Below are 15,703 nucleotides of genomic sequence, written 5' to 3' on the forward strand. Positions count from 1 at the left end.
GCACCCGGCGGATTTTCTTCAGCGGTGCGTGGTATCAACAACGGTACCGGTGGTCTGGGTATCGGTGTATATGGCAGTCAGGCCGGCAGTGGCTGGGGTGTATACGGCGTAACACCAAATGGCCTGGGCGTGTATGGTAACTCCTCGGCCAGTGGATATGGCGTATATGGCAACAGCAATACGGGTATCGGCGTTGCTGGTACCAGTAACAACGGTATTGCCGGTGAATTTACGATCAACAACAATACGAATAATAGTGCTGCATTACATGTTTCCACACTCAGCGACGGCGTGGGCGTAGATGCAGAAAGTTCTTCCGGTACTTCCAGCATTGCGGTAATACGTGGTACTGTAAACAATACGGCACCCGGTGGCTTTTCATCAGCCGTACGTGGTATTAACAACGGCACCGGTGGTTTAGGTATCGGTGTATGGGGCAGTCAGAACGGCAGCGGCTGGGGTGTGTATGGTGTTACGCCGAATGGTCTCGGCGTCTATGGTAATTCAAGTGGTAGCGGTACAGGTGTATATGCGAATAGTAACACCGGAACGGGCTTGAATGCAACGTCCACGGCCGGTGTTGCTGCGCAGGTTTCGATTTCTAATAGTTCCAATAACAACACTGTATTACTTGCAAATACGTCCGGTAATGGTAATGGCATCGATGTTGCACTTCCTGCCGGCAGCAGTGCCAGAGGTGTAAATGTACAGGGTGGGGCAGGCCCGGGTGTATTCTCTGTGGCTACAGGCAATGCTGTGTGGGGCGTAACTACAAACATCAGCTCGGCCGGTGTAATAGGCGATAACACTACCGGCGAAGCCGTTGTAGGCCGCAACCAGGGTGGCAATGGCGTAGGGGCTGTGGTAGGCAGGAACGATGGCGCCGGTTATGGCGTACGCGGTTTCAATACACAAACAGGTATTGGCGTAATGGGGCAGGCGTCCAATACATCTACCGGACGCGCGGCACGCTTTGAAAGCCTTAACGCGTCCAATAACAGCGCAGCCGTAGAAGTAGCCCATTCAGGTATTGGCACAGGCATCTCCGTGCAGCTCACGAACTCCGGTAGCGGAGCCAGGGGCATTGAAGTTAGCAATAGTGGTGTTGGTCCGGGTGTTTTTGCGAGCGGTGCAGGCAACGCTATCTGGGGGGTAACCACCAGCATCAGCTCTGCCGGTGTAATCGGCGACAACGCTACCGGTGAAGCCGTAGTGGGTCGTAGCCAGGGAGGTAACGGCGTTGGTGCCGTAGTGGGTCGTAACGACAACGCCGGTTACGGTGTACGTGGTTTCAATACTAGTTCTGGTATCGGGGTACTCGGCCAGGCAGGTATCAGCGGCGGTACAGGTGTTGGCGGACGTTTTGAAAACGTCAATGCTGCTAACACGTCTAACGCTCTTGAGGCGATTACAAATGGCGGTGGCCTTGCTCTTCGCGCCAGCGCCGGTAATTCTGCCGCAAACATTGCCGTATTCCAGGTGAACAATGGCAACCGTGTAAGAATTGACAACACCGGACAGGTATTCGCCAATGGCGGTTTCACTACAGGTGGTGCCGACGTAGCTGAATATTTCGATATCACCGGCGACCGCAATGCCTACGAACCCGGCGATGTATTGGTGATCTCTCAATCGGCAGACAGAACAGTTGAAAAATCATCAGGCGCTTATTCGTCACTGGTTTCCGGCGTTTACGCAACGAAACCCGGTATGCTCCTTACCGAAAAAAATGCGGTGGATGATGATCTCAGCCACATGGTGCCTATGGGTGTGATCGGTGTCATTCCCACGAAAGTTTGTCTCGAAGGTGGTGCTATCCGCCGAGGCGACCTGATTGTTACTTCTTCCATTCCGGGTGTGGCCATGAAAGGTGATCCCGAAAAAGTGAAGATCGGCCAGGTAATGGGTAAAGCCCTGCAGGATTATAATGCCAATGAAGTTGGTAAGATCAATGTACTCGTGAGTGTTAAATAATTTTTTATTTTAATTAAATGAAAACAGATATGAGAAATATTATCAGAAATACAGCCATGCTGGTTTGCCTGGGATTTACCTTGCCCGCGACAGCCCAGCTTGCCAGTGACCGTCCCACACCCACACCGGCACAGGTAGCCGAGCTGCGCAAGACTTCCACCGGCATCGAAGCGCCAGCCGCTGAAACGGCTTCTTCCCAACCGGCCGGGACCGCAACCGAGAAGAAAGCGCCTGCTCCCGCAGCCCAGCCCGCGAAACAAACTTTCCAGGAAGGGGCGAAAGAGCCTGCAGCACCCGCAGCCAAAAAGATCGAGGTAAAGCCTGCTCCAACACAGGAAGAAAAACCTGCAACGGAACCGGCAGAGAAAACAAAAGCAAAAAAATGAGCATACAAGCGGCCGGATACCCCGGCCGCTTTTTTTATCTCCTCATTCACGGGCATGTCTTTACTTTTGTGACATGCGACTCCTCGTACCTTTTGTTTTTTACCTGATAATGCTCCCATGCACGGCTTTGTGCCAGGAAGATTCGCTGGACAATAAGCGGCTCGCAAGCATGATCACCCTCACCGATGTGGTGATCGGAAAAGATTTTAACGTCGCGCGTTTCATTACCTTGGTAAAAAATGATACGACCTTCTACAAGGCGTTCAAGAACCTGCGTATACTCGGTTTTACTTCGCTCAATGATATCCGCATGAACGATAAACGCGGCAAACAAAAAGCAAGCCTCACCAGCCGCACCCGGCAGGAAGTGGCGAATGGCTGCCGCACCATGGTTACCGAATCGGAAACCCTCACCGGCGATATGAAAGACCGCCGCGGCGATTTCAACTATTATACGGCAGAACTCTACGCCAGTCTTTTTTTTACGCAGGGACAGATCTGTGGAGAAAACAACATCGTTCACGATTCCAGCATCGACCCCAGAGGCAAAACGGGCATAGATAAACGCAAGGAACAATTGAAAATGTTGTTCTTCAATCCGGGCAAACGCATTCCCGGTATTCCGTTCATGGGCGGTAAGAGCAATATTTTCGATCCGGATATTGCGAAGTACTACGATATGCAGGTAGATGCCGGTACTTACCAGGGAAGAGATTGTTTTATTTTTTCCGTCAAGGCCCGTGAGAACCTGAACAGCAACGAACGTGACAAGATTGTGTACGATAACATGACCACCTGGTTCGATGCCAAATCACTCGAGATACTCGCGCGCAACTACGATCTCAGTTATAATGCCGGGGCTTATAAATTTGATGTAAGCATGGAGGTGCAACTGACCCGCTTCGGCAGCCTGCAGGTGCCTTCTGTATTGCGCTATAAAGGAGATTGGGATGTAATTTTCAAGAAACGCGAACGTGGCGTGTTTACGGCTACGTTGTTTGATTTTCGACGCCCCTGGTAGAAACGTATTTCCTCCATTTATCAATCACCGAAGTGATGTCCTCCGGTATCGGCGCTTCGAAAAACATTTCTTCGCCGGTAGCAGGATGCACAAATCCAAGTGTGCGCGCATGCAATGCCTGACGCGGACAAAGTGCAAAACAGTTGTCGACGAATTGTTTGTAGCGCGCATACACGGTGCCTTTCACAATTCTGTCGCCTCCGTAGAAATCATCGTTGAACAACGGATGGCCGAGGTATTTCATGTGCACACGTATCTGGTGTGTGCGGCCGGTTTCGAGTACGCATTGTACTGTTGTTACGTAACCAAACCGCTCCAATACTTTGTAATGTGTAATGGCTTCCTTGCCGTGATCGCCTTCGGGATAGGCTTCAAAGAGTTTGCGGAAGCGTTGATGTCTGCCCACATGCGCAATGATGGTGCCTTCGTCGTTCTCCGGATCGCCCCATATCAGCGCGATGTATTGGCGTTTGACGGTATGGTCGAAGAATTGTTTGGCCAGGTGGCGCATGGCCGTATCGGTCTTGGCCAGCACCAGCAGTCCGCTGGTGTTTTTATCGATCCGGTGTACCAGGCCGAAACGCGGAAGGGTATCTTCCGTAACGTTGGGATTGATCTGTTGCAGGTAATATGAAACACCATTCAGCAAGGTGCCGGTGTAGTTACCGCTGCCCGGGTGAACAACCATACCCGCGGGTTTGTTAATGATCATCAGGTGATCGTCTTCGTACAGGATGTTGAGGTCCATCTTCTCCGGCACTACATCGGTTTCCTCGGGGCTCATGTCTGAGTAGACCACGATTTCTTCGAGGGCTTTCACTTTGTAGTTAGGACGTACGGGTTTACCGTTGACCAGGACCATGCCGTTATTGATGCCTTTCTGCAATTTATTGCGGGTGGCGCCTTCAATACGGTTCATCAGGAATTTATCGATGCGCAGGGGTTCCTGTCCCTTGTCGGTTTTGAAAGTAAACCGTTCATAGAGTTCATCGCTTGTTTCCTGGGTCTCGGGTCCTTGCGGGTATTGTGTGGGTTCCATGGTCGAAAAAGGGTTAACGGGCGGCTGGCCCGGCTGCAAAGGTAATGGATGCAGATTTGTTGGTAACTTTGTATGCTATGGAAAAACAAATAGTGTGGTTCCGTGATCTGGGACAAATGCGTTATAAGGAGGCCTGGGATTACCAGGAAAGCCTTTTGCAGGCCAATGTTGCCAAAAAAGCGGCGGTGTGGCAGGCAGAGGGTGAGGATGCCGGCGAACCCGACACGGAGCATCATTTGCTGTTTGTAGAGCATCCCCCGGTTTATACGCTGGGCAAAAGCGGGCACATGGAAAATGTGCTCCTGAGTGAAGAGAACCTCGCTGCCCGCGGCATCGACTTTTTCCGTTCCAACAGAGGGGGCGATATTACCTTTCACGGACCCCAGCAAATTGTGGGATATCCCATTTTTGACCTGGAAAAATTTTACCGCGATATCGGTCTTTACCTGCGCAACATCGAAGAGGTGATCATCGGCACACTGGCAGATTACGGACTGGAAGGAAAACGTTCGAAAGGTGAAACCGGCGTATGGCTGGATCCCGATGTGCCCGGCCGCGAGCGGAAGATTTGTGCCATTGGTGTACGCAGCAGCCGCTGGATCACCATGCATGGTTTTGCACTCAACGTCAATACCGACCTCAATTATTTCAATTTTATCATTCCCTGTGGTATACAGAACAAACAGGTGACTTCATTGGAAAAAGAATTGGGAAGGAATATCGACTTTGAAGAAGCAAAAGCTTCGGTGCGCAAACATTTCGAGCGGGTATTCAACATCGAACTGCGGGAAGACAGTTTTAAGTAATAAGTAGTAAGTAATAAGTAGTAAGTGATCGTATAGAGGTTTCCTCCGCGCCTTTTGCTCCTTATGCAGCTTTGCGTGAAAAAAACGGACTCGGGGGAAGTATTCTTTAAAAATCTTTGGTGAGCAGGAATTTGTGTTTCTCCAGCAGCTCTCCGTTTTCATACAATTCAAAGAAATACCATCCCGCTTTGTAGAAGTTGGATTTTTCCAGCTTGAAGCTGCGGTCGGTGAAGTCTTTTAATTCAAACAGCAGGTTATTGTCGGCGTCGAAGAATTTGATGAGGTATTTTTTTGCCGGATCATCGGGCAGTGAGATGCGCACATAGCCGTCTTTATACGTGTAGATATATTTCGAAGGCACAAATGAGGGCACTACCGGTTTTTTAGTCACTTTCGAAATCGTGTCGATTACGCGTCCCAAACTATCTACCAGCACAACGGGCGTATCCACCGCGGGTTTGAACGGCTCCCCTTCTTCCACTTTTGCCGTATCCAGAACAGGTTTTTTAGCATCACTGAAAAGGTATACGCCTTTATCCAAAAGAATGTACAGTCTGTAAAACATGTGATCGTTGGTGGCCTTGGTATCCACGAAACCGTTTTGCGGAGTGGTGGGATCGGCAACAGTGAGAATGGTCTTGTAATTTTTCAGGCTGTCGAAGGAACGTTGAATGCTGATCTGGCGGATGTTTTCAAACTGATTGTTCCACCCGATAACGATGCGGTTGTTGCCGGCATTTTTTACCGAAAAATTGGGCAGGGTGTCCTGGGCGTACAGGCTGGTGGTTACAAACAGAAGGACCAGGGAATAGAGCGCTTTTATTTTCATCTTACGGTCAGACAGATTTGGATTATACAAGGTTAACAAAGATAGGGTTGCCGGGTCAATAGTCCCCGAAGATTAACGTTCCTTTTGTCAGCGATGCATTGCCCTGCAGGCCACCGCTGTGGATCAGCAGTATTTTGCTGCCGGTCGGAAAAAATCCCTGCCGCAACAGTTCATTCACCGCAAAAAACAATTTGCCGGTATACACGAAGTCGCCGGGAATACCGGTTTGTTCATACCATTCGTTCATAAAGGCCAGCAGTTCCGGCGTATGCCGTCCATATCCTTTCCCTGCGTATTGATGTAACAGCGTTACCGGCTGATGGGGGCGATGCAGCAACTGCCGCACTTCATTTTCCAGGTCGTGGTTATTTTTCAGCACGCTGATGCCAATGATTTCCTGACCGGGTGCCGCCGCGTTCTGCAGTCCCGCCATCATCGTGCCGGTTCCGGTGGCGCAGCAGATATGTGAATAAATACGCGTGTTGCCGGAGAGCATAGTGCCGGCACCGGCCGCACCTTTGGCTCCGTATCCGCCTTCAGGGATCACGTACATATCCTCGCTGCGCAATGCGGCAGGCACTTCTTTTTCTTTGTACACTTCGCGCGAAAGAAAATGCAGTTGCATCCCCAATTGCTGCGCATGAATGAGCGTAGGAGAGAGGACGGGCGGGCGTTCACCCCGGATAAGGCCGGTACATCGCAGGCCGAGTGCATGGGCCGCAGCGGCCGTTGCAATGATGTGATTGGAATAAGCGCCACCGAAAGTAATGATGTGACGCCGCCGCTGCTCTTGCAGCTCTTCCAGGTAATAACGCAATTTGAACCATTTGTTGCCCGAGATTACCGGATGCACAAGGTCGGCACGCAGCACATCGAGGCCGGCGCCGTCTTTCGTTCGCACATTATCAATGCGTAAAGGTTCAGGAATGAAAGGAAGCATAAGGACAGAGTGGCAAATTTACTTTAAATTCGCTGTTCAGTTTAACAACGTATGACACAACCTACTTTAGTGATCCTTGCAGCCGGTATGGCTTCCCGATATGGCAGTATGAAACAGATCCAGGGCTTTGGCCCTGCGGGCGAAACGATCATGGACTATTCCATTTTCGATGCAATCCGTTCCGGATTTGGCAAAATAGTGTTCATCATCCGCCGCGAATTTGCGGAAGATTTCAAAGCGATCTTCGAACCCAAGCTCAACGGACGTGTAGAAACAGCCTATGTGTTCCAGGACATGGACGCCTTCACCGAAGGTTATGCATTTCCTGAAAGCCGCACCAAACCCTGGGGTACCGCGCATGCCGTACTCTGCGCCATGGATGTGGTGAAAGAGCCATTTGCGGTGATCAATGCCGACGATTTTTATGGCGATGATGCCTTCAAACAGGCGGCGGATTTTCTGCTGAACGATTGCAACGAAAAAACATACGGACTCGTTGGCTACGACCTGCTGAAAACACTTTCCGATTACGGAACGGTGAACCGTGGCGTATGCAAACTCGACGAATTGGGTAATCTTGCCTCGATCACCGAACGCATCAATATTGCGAAGAAAGACGGTAAGATCGTTGTTGATGATGGCGCCGAACCGGCAGAATTATCCATGGACACACGTGTGTCGATGAACTTCTGGTGTTTCGATCCGTCTTTTTTTAATTATACGCAACGTTTGTTCCGCGAGTTCCTGACGCAATTCGGGCAGGAAGCAAAATCAGAATTTTTCATTCCGATTGTTGCGGATCATTTTATCCGTGAAGGCGGCAAAGTGGAAATTATCCCGACCAGTTCTTCCTGGTTCGGCGTTACTTATAAAGAGGATGCACCGTTTGTGGCAAAAAGCCTGAATGAGTTGATTGAAGGGGAAGTGTATCCGGCTGATTTGTGGAAAAGGGAGGCGTAAGGTTTAAGGTGTAAGGCTTAAGGTATAATGTATAAGGTTTGCCATGGTTCGTGTATACACGAACCATGGCTGTTTATGGAAGCCATGTCCCTGAGGGCGATGCTTCGGCCTCCCGAAGGGCCGGGCAGGTTTCGGGAAGGCACGAACCATAAAAGGAGAAGCCTGATTACCCTTCGCCCTATGCCTTACACCTTCTACCTTTTCGTTTTCGCCTTTGGCGAAAAACGAAATCCCCGCAAGACTGCGGGGATTTTCTATATGTAACTAAACTTAAAACGCCGTGGTTAGTCGCCTTTCACCATAAACACATAATCCTGTACTTTCTTCACCTGCTGCACTTTGTCCATGCCACTGATGGAAGAACGGGTTGACAGTTGTACGTGTTTGTAAAGCGGGTTGCCTTTGAGCTCTTCCAATGCCTGGAAAATGTATTTCGATTGTACGGCAAATACTGCTCCTTCTGTTTTTGTTTCTTTTGTGCTGAGGATACCGATTACTTCACCGTTGCGGTTGAAGATCGGGCCACCGCTGTTGCCGGGGTTAGCCGCAACAGATATCTGGCAACTGAGTGTATCGCCGTTGAAACCGGTCTTCGCACTCAGGTAACCTTCTCCATATACAATCTCTTCGCGGGGGAAGCCCAATGTGAAGATCGGCTCGGCCAGCTCAGAAGTTGTTTTGCGGATGCCATAGGGCAAAGCGCTGAATGGCTTGAAACGGTCATCATCGATCTTGATGATGGCCATATCGCGGGACACGTCGAGTTTCAGTACGATGGCACGGAAACGTTCGCCGCGGTTATTTTCCACATAAATATTACGCGAGTTCTTCACCACGTGGGCGTTGGTGATCATCATGCCCTTGGGGTCGATCAGGAAGCCGGTGCCATACACATTCACCGCCATATTGATATCGGTGTTATGCGTGGTGTTCGTTTTATTATCTACGTGCTGGATCTTCTTGTCGAGGTTATCGGTTTTGATCTCAATCTCGTTTACTTTATTCGCCAGCTCGATCACTTTCGGGTCTTTGGTTGCGGGTGCCACTGTATTTACCAGCATGGAAAGTCCGATAGCAGTAACACCTGCGATGGTAGCGGCGATGGCTATCACTTTCTTGTATTTCTGCCACAGTTGTACTACGCGGCCGCGCTGCGCAGGCTCGATATCGATGGTGCCTTGTTCGGACAGGCCATTGTGTACGTCTTGCAAGGTATGACGGAAATCCTGCCGCTCGGCGTAGCGGTTCATTTGCTGGAGAAAAAGGGTGTGTTCCACAACAAGCTGATCCACTTCGCTGTTGGACTTGCGAAGGTTTTCGAAGTGAAGTCGTTCGTCAGGCAGCATTTCGCCCCTGATGTAGCGCTCCACGGCGTCAAGGATCATCAGGTCATTTTGCTCATTCATCACGGTGGTCATTTTTTATAATGCGAAAAGAATAGTTTCTTCAGTCGTACCAGGCACTTGTATTTCTGTGTCTTGGCGTTTTCGGAATTGGTGTAACCGAAGTCGGTTGCTATTTCCTGCATGTTTTTCTTTTTCAGATAAAATGCTTCCAGCAGGCTTTTGCAAGGTTCTCCGAGGTTTCCCATTGCCTTATTCATCATGTCAAATTCGGCGTCGCGGCGGTTGTGTTCTTCGAGATCGTCTTCCACCGCTACTACATTATCTGTAGATACGAGATCGGACGAATACCGGTTCAATTGCTGCAAACGCTTGAGCCACAGTCTTCTGGATACGGAGTATAAATAAGTTCTGATCTGGCAGTTGAGTTCGAAATCACCGGAGCGGGCTTTTTCATATAAGACGATCATCGCTTCCTGAAAAATATCCCGGGCGTCGTCGGCCAGCCCGTTGTTATTGATTATCAGCGTCTGAATGATCTTATAATGCTCGCGGTAGATAGTCTCAACAGCGTTCTTATCATTTCGGGCCAGCCCTTTCAATAATTCCTTTTCGTTGATCGCTTCTTTCACGCTTCCTATATTAATACGTTTTTCTAAAAATAGTAACCCGCCGGGGGGCAGAAAAAAAAATATCAAAAAAAAAGAAAAAACCGGGGTTACCTTTTTCTCCTCCCGGTATTAATCTTTAGAAATATTTCACAAACAAACTCAAAAATCGCACAAATGAAAAAGCTTTTCATCGTTCTGGCAGTAGCTAGCCTTGGATTTGTAGCTTGTAACAACGAAGCTGAAAACAAACCCGCAACTGATTCTCTGACTAACAAAGTAGACTCAGCTGCTGACGCAACTAAAGATTCTCTGAATGCTGTTAACCAGGCCAACGACTCTCTGAAGAATGTTGTTGACTCTGCTGCTAAAGCAACTAAAGATTCTCTGAAGAAATAATTCTCAGCAAGCAATCGTTATAGGCCATCCGCCCTCAGGCAGGTGGCTTTTTTTTGCCCAAAACTATCTTTTTCGGCCGTCCTGCCCGAATAAGGTTAACTTTGCGGCCGATTATTAAGAAAAAAACACAAAGTGACCAATTTTGAATCATTAGGCATCGAGGAAGGGCTCCTGGCTGCCATCAGCGCGCTCGGCTTTACCGAGCCAACGCCCATCCAGGAAAAAGCTATCCCGGTGCTCCTCCAGGGAACCAAGGATTTTATCGGCCTGGCCCAGACCGGAACCGGTAAGACCGCGGCTTTCGGACTCCCTGTTCTTCAGCTCATTAACAAAGACGACCGCTTCCCGCAGGCGCTTATTGTCTGCCCCACCCGCGAACTCTGCCTCCAGATCACCAAAGACCTGGGCACCTTCCGCGGTAAGAAAAGCGCCATACATGTTACGGCCGTTTATGGTGGTACCTCTATCGGCGACCAGATCCGCGACCTGAAAAAAGGCACGCATATCGTAGTGGCAACCCCCGGCCGCCTGATCGACCTCATCGAACGCAAAGCAATCAACCTGGAAAAAATCCATTACGTTATCCTCGACGAGGCCGACGAAATGCTCAACATGGGCTTTAAGGATGATATCGAGTTCATTCTTCAAAACACCCCCAACCGTCAAAGTACCTGGCTGTTCAGCGCTACCATGCCGCCGGAAATCCGTCATGTGAGCAAGAAGTACATGGACAAGCCTTTCGAGATTACCATTGGTAAGGTCAATGCCGGCAATGCCAACATCGATCACCAATATTACCAGACCCAACACGTCAACCGCTACGAAACACTCAAGCGTATCGTGGATTTCAATCCGGGCATCTACGGTATCATCTTTACCCGTACAAAAGCCGATGCACAGACCGTAACCGAATCGCTGATCCGCGAAGGGTACGATATCGAAGCGCTGCACGGTGACCTCACACAGGCGCAACGCGATAAAGTAATGAGCCGCTTCCGTGAGAAATCCATTCAATTGCTGATCGCTACCGACGTAGCAGCAAGAGGTATCGACGTACAAGGGATCACACACGTCATCAACTACGAACTGCCCGACGATACGGAAGTATACACACACCGTAGCGGAAGAACAGGCCGCGCAGGAAAGAGTGGTGTATCCGTATCCATCGTTACACCCCGCGAAACCTATCGTCTCCGCCAGATCGAAAAACTGATCAACTCCCGTTTCCATAAAATGGATATCCCGAGTGGTAAAGATGTTTGCCGCAAACAGTTCTTCCATTTCATCGATAAATTATTACAGACCGACATCAGCAACGGTGAGTATGAAGCTTACCTGCCTGTACTGCGCGAGAAGTTTGCAGAAGTGGACAAAGAAGAAATCCTGCAACGTGTGGCTGCACTCGAGTTCGACCGCTTCCTCAAGTATTATGAGAATGCAGCCGATCTCAATATGCGTGAAGACAGCCGCAAAGACCGCAAAGGCACCGATCGCAACGAACGTTCAGCCGGTCGCGAACGGCCACGTGCTGCAGGTGATGGCAATTACCAACGCTTGTTTGTAAACCTCGGTACACGTGATGGTTTCTATAAAGCAAGTTTCCTTCAGTTCATACTGGATATGAGTGATCTGCGTAAAGATGTACTCGGCCGTATCGATATGAAAGAGATGAATAGCTGGGTGGAAATTGAATCAGGCGTGGCGAATAAAATGATCCGCGCACTCGATGGAAAGAACTTCCGCGGGCGCAAGATCAGAATGAACGATGCCGAAAGCGGTGGTACAAGAGGAAAAAACCGCGAATAATTTTTTTGTTTCACCAACGCTACGTTATATTTGTTCAGCAATGATCAAGACAAACACATTCTTCGGTTTTTATTTTAGCTTTTTTTACTTTAGAAAGAGAGCCGGGAATGCTTTGTTGAAATAAATAGGATAACTAAAATCAACATAAAGAATCCCGGCTCGAAGCCGGGATTCTTGTTTTTATACGTATGCAAAAAAGGATCTCGATACAAGGATACGAAGGCAGTTTTCACCAGGTAGCTGCCCGTCTTTACTTCGGCAAAGAAGTGGAAGTGATTCCCTGCGATACATTCCGCGAAGCAGTACGCATTGCAGAGAGTAAAAAAGAAAGCGAAGGCGGCATCATGGCTATTGAGAATTCTATTGCCGGCAGCATTCTTCCCAATTACAACCTCCTGCAGAAATCACAGTTGCGCATTACAGGAGAAATCTATTTGCAGATCCGCCAAAACCTGCTCGTCAATCCCGGAGTAAAACTCGAAGACATCCGCGAAGTGCATTCCCACACCATGGCCCTGCAACAATGTTATGACTTTCTCGACAAGCATAAATGGAAACTGGTGGAAACGGAAGATACCGCACTGAGCGCACGGCATATTCACCAGCACAAAAGCAAATACATTGCCGCTATTGCCAGCAAGCTGGCCGCTGAGTTGTATGACCTGGAGATGATTGCGCCGAACATTCATACATTGAAAAATAACTATACACGCTTCCTGGTATTGCAATGTGAAGAAGATGTGCAGGCAGAGGAGGAAGCCAACAAAGCATCAATCAATTTCCATACGGATCATTCGCGCGGAAGCCTGGCAAAAGTATTAGGGAAAATAGCAGACGGTGGCATTAACCTCAGCAAGCTGCAAAGCTTTCCGATACCCGGATCAGAATTCCGTTACAGCTTTCATGCAGACATGGAGTTCGACAACCGCAAAGAACTGGACAAAGTGATAAAATCCATTACACCACTAACCGATCATCTCCGTATATACGGTGTATACAAAAGAGGAGTGTGGAAATAAATAAGTATATGAAAACAAGCAAGAGACTGGAAGGCATCGGCGAATATTATTTCTCCCAAAAGCTGAGGGAGATAGAAGCGCTCAACGCACAGGGCCGCAATGTGATCAACCTCGGTATCGGCAGCCCCGATCTTCCGCCACATCCTGAAGTGATAAAAGTATTGCAGGAAGCGAGTGCGCGCCCGGATACACACGCGTATCAATCCTACAAAGGTTCGCCTGTTTTGCGCAAGGCCATGAGCGATTGGTATCGCCGCCATTACAATGTAGAACTGAATCCCGATACCGAAATTTTACCACTGATCGGCAGCAAAGAAGGTATCATGCATATTTGCATGACCTACCTCGAACCCGGTGACGAAGTGTTGGTGCCCAATCCGGGATACCCTACTTACCGCAGTGCCGTGCAACTCGCGGGAGGACGTTGTGTTGATTACCTGTTGCTGGAGGAGAATGATTATTATCCCGATCTCCATGAACTCGCTTCACGTGATCTGAGCAAAGTGAAGCTGCTATTTGTGAATTATCCGCATATGCCGACCGGGCAACCCGCCAGTCGCGCATCATTTGAACAACTCATCGCTTTTGCGGCAGCACATGATATACTGATCGTGCATGACAACCCTTACAGTTTTATACTGAATGACGAGCCGCAAAGCCTGTTGGGTTTACCCGGCGCCAAAGAACAGGTGATCGAGCTGAACTCCCTGAGCAAGTCGCACAATATGGCGGGCTGGCGCATCGGTATGCTTTGCGGCGGCGCCGACCGCATCAACGAAGTGCTGCGGTTCAAAAGCAACATGGACAGCGGTATGTTTCTGCCGCTGCAACTCGCCGCTGCCCGCGCATTGGAGTTGGGTGATGAATGGCAACAGGAACTGAATGCTGTTTATCGTGAACGCCGCGAAAAAGTATTTGATCTGTTAAGGCAACTGGATTGCACCTTTTCGCAAAGCCAGACAGGCATGTTTGTGTGGGCGTCCATTCCGCCGCAATACCAGACCGGCTTTCAGCTGAGCGATGAAATACTGCAACGCGCTGCAGTGTTCATTACGCCCGGGGGAATATTTGGTTCGGCCGGAGATGCGTATATCAGGGTTAGCCTGTGCGCGCCGGTACAACGATTTGAAGAAGCCTTAAACAGAATAAGCCATGCTCAATGAGCGTATAAACATAGAAAGAAAAAAAGTGGCGATCGTGGGCACCGGCCTGATCGGTGGTTCGCTCGCCTTGCGGCTGCATGAACGGAAAATCTCGTCGCGGCTGATAGGTGTGGATGCAAGCGAAGAACATTTGCGTCAGGCATTGGAAATGGAACTGGTAGACGAAGTGATGCCGCTGACGGATGCCATTGCTGCAGCAGAAGTGATCGTACTCGCCATCCCGGTGGATCGCCTGGTTGGGTTGCTGCCCTCCATACTCGACCAGGTAGACCAGCAAATTGTATTGGACCTGGGTTCCACCAAATCACAATTGACCGATATCATTAAAGACCATCCCAAAAGGGGGAGATACGTAGCCACGCATCCTATGTGGGGAACCGAGTACAGCGGTCCACGTGCAGCGGTGCGTGGTGCCTATGAAGACAAGGCCGTTATTATCTGCAATGCCTGGGAAAGCGATGGCGATGCATTGGAATGGGTGAGGAGTATGTATAAAAAGATCGGCATGCATTTGCTGGAAATGGAAGCGCGTGCGCATGATCTGCATGCCGCCTACGTGAGCCATATTTCGCATATCACTTCCTTCGCGCTGGCCAATACCGTTTTGCAAAAAGAAAAAGAACAAAACGCCATCTTCGAAATGGCGAGTGCCGGTTTTGAAAGCACCGTGCGACTGGCGAAGAGCAGCCCGGCCATGTGGGTGCCCATTTTCCTGCAAAACAAAGAGAACGTGCTTGATGTATTGACCGAACATATCGCGCAACTGACACGGTTCAAGCAAAGTATTGAAAACGGTGATGGCAAAGCGTTGGAAGACCTGATCGGTGAAGCGAATAAAATCAAACGGATCATTAAATGAAAAACAGGGGAATTGCTTTACTGGTTGTTGCCATCCTTGCTACCCTGGTTGCGATGGCCAATATGCTGGAATACTTTTTCGCTTCGAAAGAAAGTTTGCGTAGAGTAGACGGTGTAGTGGAGCAGGTAATCAATGAAGCTTTTCGTCAGGGGCGCAGTACCTATACAAAAACAACGATTGTTTTTGAGGGCAGCAACGATAAATACTGGTTAAGCGATAGGGTAGATGTGGGAGGATATATTCCGGCAGTAAAAGGAGACAGGTTGAGCTTGTATGTAAAGAGCTGGTATCAATGGCTCTATAACTATAACTGGCGAAGCAATATTTTTTATGTAGAAAAAGAGGGAGAGATGATTTATAATAATCTCAGTGAGTGGAGGGGAAGTGGCCGGGCGTTTATGATGGTATCCGCCATACTGGCGCTGCTGCTCTGGCTGATCTATTTTGATGTGGTAAAAAATAAATCCATCTCCAACTTGATTCAACGAAAACAACAACGATAAAACAATCCGCCGGAGACGAGCGGTATAATCAATAACTTTACAAACAAC

Annotated in this window: 16 protein-coding genes; 11 read left to right on the top strand and 5 right to left on the bottom strand. The window is 49.2% G+C overall.

The genetic code is table 11. The features are described 5' to 3' along the window. The 3 genes from H608_RS24500 to H608_RS0109570 all read left to right on the top strand — a co-directional run. The coding region (locus H608_RS24500; protein ID WP_051268176.1) for a beta strand repeat-containing protein at positions 1–1,974 on the top strand (1,974 nt) is incomplete at its 5' end. Between the two features lie 29 nt (positions 1,975–2,003). Beyond that, positions 2,004–2,360, top strand: a complete 357-nt coding sequence (locus tag H608_RS0109565) for a hypothetical protein (RefSeq protein ID WP_155990108.1) — start codon at positions 2,004–2,006, stop codon at positions 2,358–2,360. Positions 2,361–2,433: 73 nt separating this feature from the next. After that, positions 2,434–3,381, top strand: coding sequence for a hypothetical protein (locus tag H608_RS0109570; RefSeq protein WP_038008032.1), 948 nt, complete (start codon positions 2,434–2,436; stop codon positions 3,379–3,381). Here H608_RS0109570 and H608_RS0109575 read toward each other — a convergent pair. Then, positions 3,350–4,420 carry an RluA family pseudouridine synthase gene (locus tag H608_RS0109575; protein WP_028787494.1) on the bottom strand — a complete coding sequence of 357 codons (1,071 nt, stop codon included), beginning with the start codon at positions 4,418–4,420 and terminating at the stop codon, positions 3,350–3,352. The two genes, H608_RS0109570 and H608_RS0109575, sit on opposite strands and share 32 nt — an antisense overlap. Positions 4,421–4,497: 77 nt before the next feature. Between H608_RS0109575 and lipB the strand changes: the two genes are divergently transcribed. After that, complete coding sequence (gene lipB / locus H608_RS0109580) at positions 4,498–5,226, top strand: lipoyl(octanoyl) transferase LipB (RefSeq protein ID WP_028787495.1); 729 nt, start codon at positions 4,498–4,500, stop codon at positions 5,224–5,226. 106 nt (positions 5,227–5,332) lie between these two features. On the opposite strand, the gene H608_RS0109585 is transcribed toward lipB, so the two are convergent. Together H608_RS0109585 and H608_RS21840 are read right to left on the bottom strand one after the other, a co-directional pair. Beyond that, positions 5,333–6,055, bottom strand: coding sequence for a hypothetical protein (locus H608_RS0109585; RefSeq protein WP_028787496.1), 723 nt, complete (start codon positions 6,053–6,055; stop codon positions 5,333–5,335). Between the two features lie 55 nt (positions 6,056–6,110). Beyond that, a complete protein-coding gene (locus H608_RS21840; protein ID WP_051268177.1) occupies positions 6,111–6,995 on the bottom strand; it encodes a 1-aminocyclopropane-1-carboxylate deaminase/D-cysteine desulfhydrase in 885 nt (294 codons plus the stop codon). Between the two features lie 51 nt (positions 6,996–7,046). Between H608_RS21840 and H608_RS0109595 the strand changes: the two genes are divergently transcribed. Beyond that, positions 7,047–7,955, top strand: a complete 909-nt coding sequence (locus H608_RS0109595) for a nucleotidyltransferase family protein (protein WP_028787497.1) — start codon at positions 7,047–7,049, stop codon at positions 7,953–7,955. A 284-nt stretch (positions 7,956–8,239) separates the two neighbouring features. On the opposite strand, the gene H608_RS0109605 is transcribed toward H608_RS0109595, so the two are convergent. Both H608_RS0109605 and H608_RS0109610 read right to left on the bottom strand, forming a co-directional pair. Further along, on the bottom strand, positions 8,240–9,361 hold the full coding sequence (locus tag H608_RS0109605; protein WP_028787499.1) for a S1 family peptidase: 1,122 nt from the start codon (positions 9,359–9,361) through the stop codon (positions 8,240–8,242). Between the two features lie 8 nt (positions 9,362–9,369). Further along, complete coding sequence (locus H608_RS0109610; RefSeq protein ID WP_028787500.1) at positions 9,370–9,930, bottom strand: RNA polymerase sigma factor; 561 nt, start codon at positions 9,928–9,930, stop codon at positions 9,370–9,372. Between the two features lie 153 nt (positions 9,931–10,083). On the opposite strand from H608_RS0109610, the gene H608_RS0109615 reads away from it, so the two are divergent. The 6 genes from H608_RS0109615 (at position 10,084) to H608_RS0109640 (ending at position 15,655) form a co-directional block, all read left to right on the top strand. After that, the gene (locus H608_RS0109615) at positions 10,084–10,305 is read left to right on the top strand and encodes a hypothetical protein (RefSeq protein ID WP_028787501.1); all 222 of its coding nucleotides are present in this window, start codon (positions 10,084–10,086) and stop codon (positions 10,303–10,305) included. Between the two features lie 132 nt (positions 10,306–10,437). Then, the gene (locus H608_RS21845) at positions 10,438–12,111 is read left to right on the top strand and encodes a DEAD/DEAH box helicase (protein WP_038008033.1); all 1,674 of its coding nucleotides are present in this window, start codon (positions 10,438–10,440) and stop codon (positions 12,109–12,111) included. Between the two features lie 188 nt (positions 12,112–12,299). Further along, on the top strand, positions 12,300–13,130 hold the full coding sequence (locus H608_RS0109625) for a prephenate dehydratase (protein WP_038008035.1): 831 nt from the start codon (positions 12,300–12,302) through the stop codon (positions 13,128–13,130). 8 nt (positions 13,131–13,138) lie between these two features. Next, on the top strand, positions 13,139–14,293 hold the full coding sequence (locus H608_RS0109630; protein ID WP_038008064.1) for a pyridoxal phosphate-dependent aminotransferase: 1,155 nt from the start codon (positions 13,139–13,141) through the stop codon (positions 14,291–14,293). Next, positions 14,283–15,152, top strand: a complete 870-nt coding sequence (locus H608_RS0109635; protein ID WP_051268179.1) for a prephenate dehydrogenase — start codon at positions 14,283–14,285, stop codon at positions 15,150–15,152. Before H608_RS0109630 ends, H608_RS0109635 begins: the two co-directional genes overlap by 11 nt. Further along, positions 15,149–15,655, top strand: coding sequence for a hypothetical protein (locus tag H608_RS0109640; protein ID WP_028787505.1), 507 nt, complete (start codon positions 15,149–15,151; stop codon positions 15,653–15,655). The genes H608_RS0109635 and H608_RS0109640 overlap by 4 nt, the downstream gene beginning before the upstream one ends. Positions 15,656–15,703: the final 48 nt, after the last annotated feature.

It is taken from the genome of Terrimonas ferruginea DSM 30193 (assembly GCF_000425585.1).
Taxonomy (GTDB): domain Bacteria; phylum Bacteroidota; class Bacteroidia; order Chitinophagales; family Chitinophagaceae; genus Terrimonas; species Terrimonas ferruginea.

Bases quoted from the DNA above. Each gene is read 5' to 3' on its own strand.
- H608_RS0109635 (WP_051268179.1), top strand. From the start codon at position 14,283: ATGCTCAATGAGCGTATAAACATAGAAAGAAAAAAAGTGGCGATCGTG.
- lipB (WP_028787495.1), top strand. From the start codon at position 4,498: ATGGAAAAACAAATAGTGTGGTTCCGTGATCTGGGACAAATGCGTTAT.
- H608_RS0109570 (WP_038008032.1), top strand. From the start codon at position 2,434: ATGCGACTCCTCGTACCTTTTGTTTTTTACCTGATAATGCTCCCATGC.
- H608_RS0109585 (WP_028787496.1), bottom strand. From the start codon at position 6,055: ATGAAAATAAAAGCGCTCTATTCCCTGGTCCTTCTGTTTGTAACCACC.
- H608_RS0109640 (WP_028787505.1), top strand. From the start codon at position 15,149: ATGAAAAACAGGGGAATTGCTTTACTGGTTGTTGCCATCCTTGCTACC.
- H608_RS0109625 (WP_038008035.1), top strand. From the start codon at position 12,300: ATGCAAAAAAGGATCTCGATACAAGGATACGAAGGCAGTTTTCACCAG.
- H608_RS21840 (WP_051268177.1), bottom strand. From the start codon at position 6,995: ATGCTTCCTTTCATTCCTGAACCTTTACGCATTGATAATGTGCGAACG.
- H608_RS0109575 (WP_028787494.1), bottom strand. From the start codon at position 4,420: ATGGAACCCACACAATACCCGCAAGGACCCGAGACCCAGGAAACAAGC.
- H608_RS0109615 (WP_028787501.1), top strand. From the start codon at position 10,084: ATGAAAAAGCTTTTCATCGTTCTGGCAGTAGCTAGCCTTGGATTTGTA.
- H608_RS0109595 (WP_028787497.1), top strand. From the start codon at position 7,047: ATGACACAACCTACTTTAGTGATCCTTGCAGCCGGTATGGCTTCCCGA.
- H608_RS0109630 (WP_038008064.1), top strand. From the start codon at position 13,139: ATGAAAACAAGCAAGAGACTGGAAGGCATCGGCGAATATTATTTCTCC.
- H608_RS0109565 (WP_155990108.1), top strand. From the start codon at position 2,004: ATGAGAAATATTATCAGAAATACAGCCATGCTGGTTTGCCTGGGATTT.
- H608_RS0109605 (WP_028787499.1), bottom strand. From the start codon at position 9,361: ATGAATGAGCAAAATGACCTGATGATCCTTGACGCCGTGGAGCGCTAC.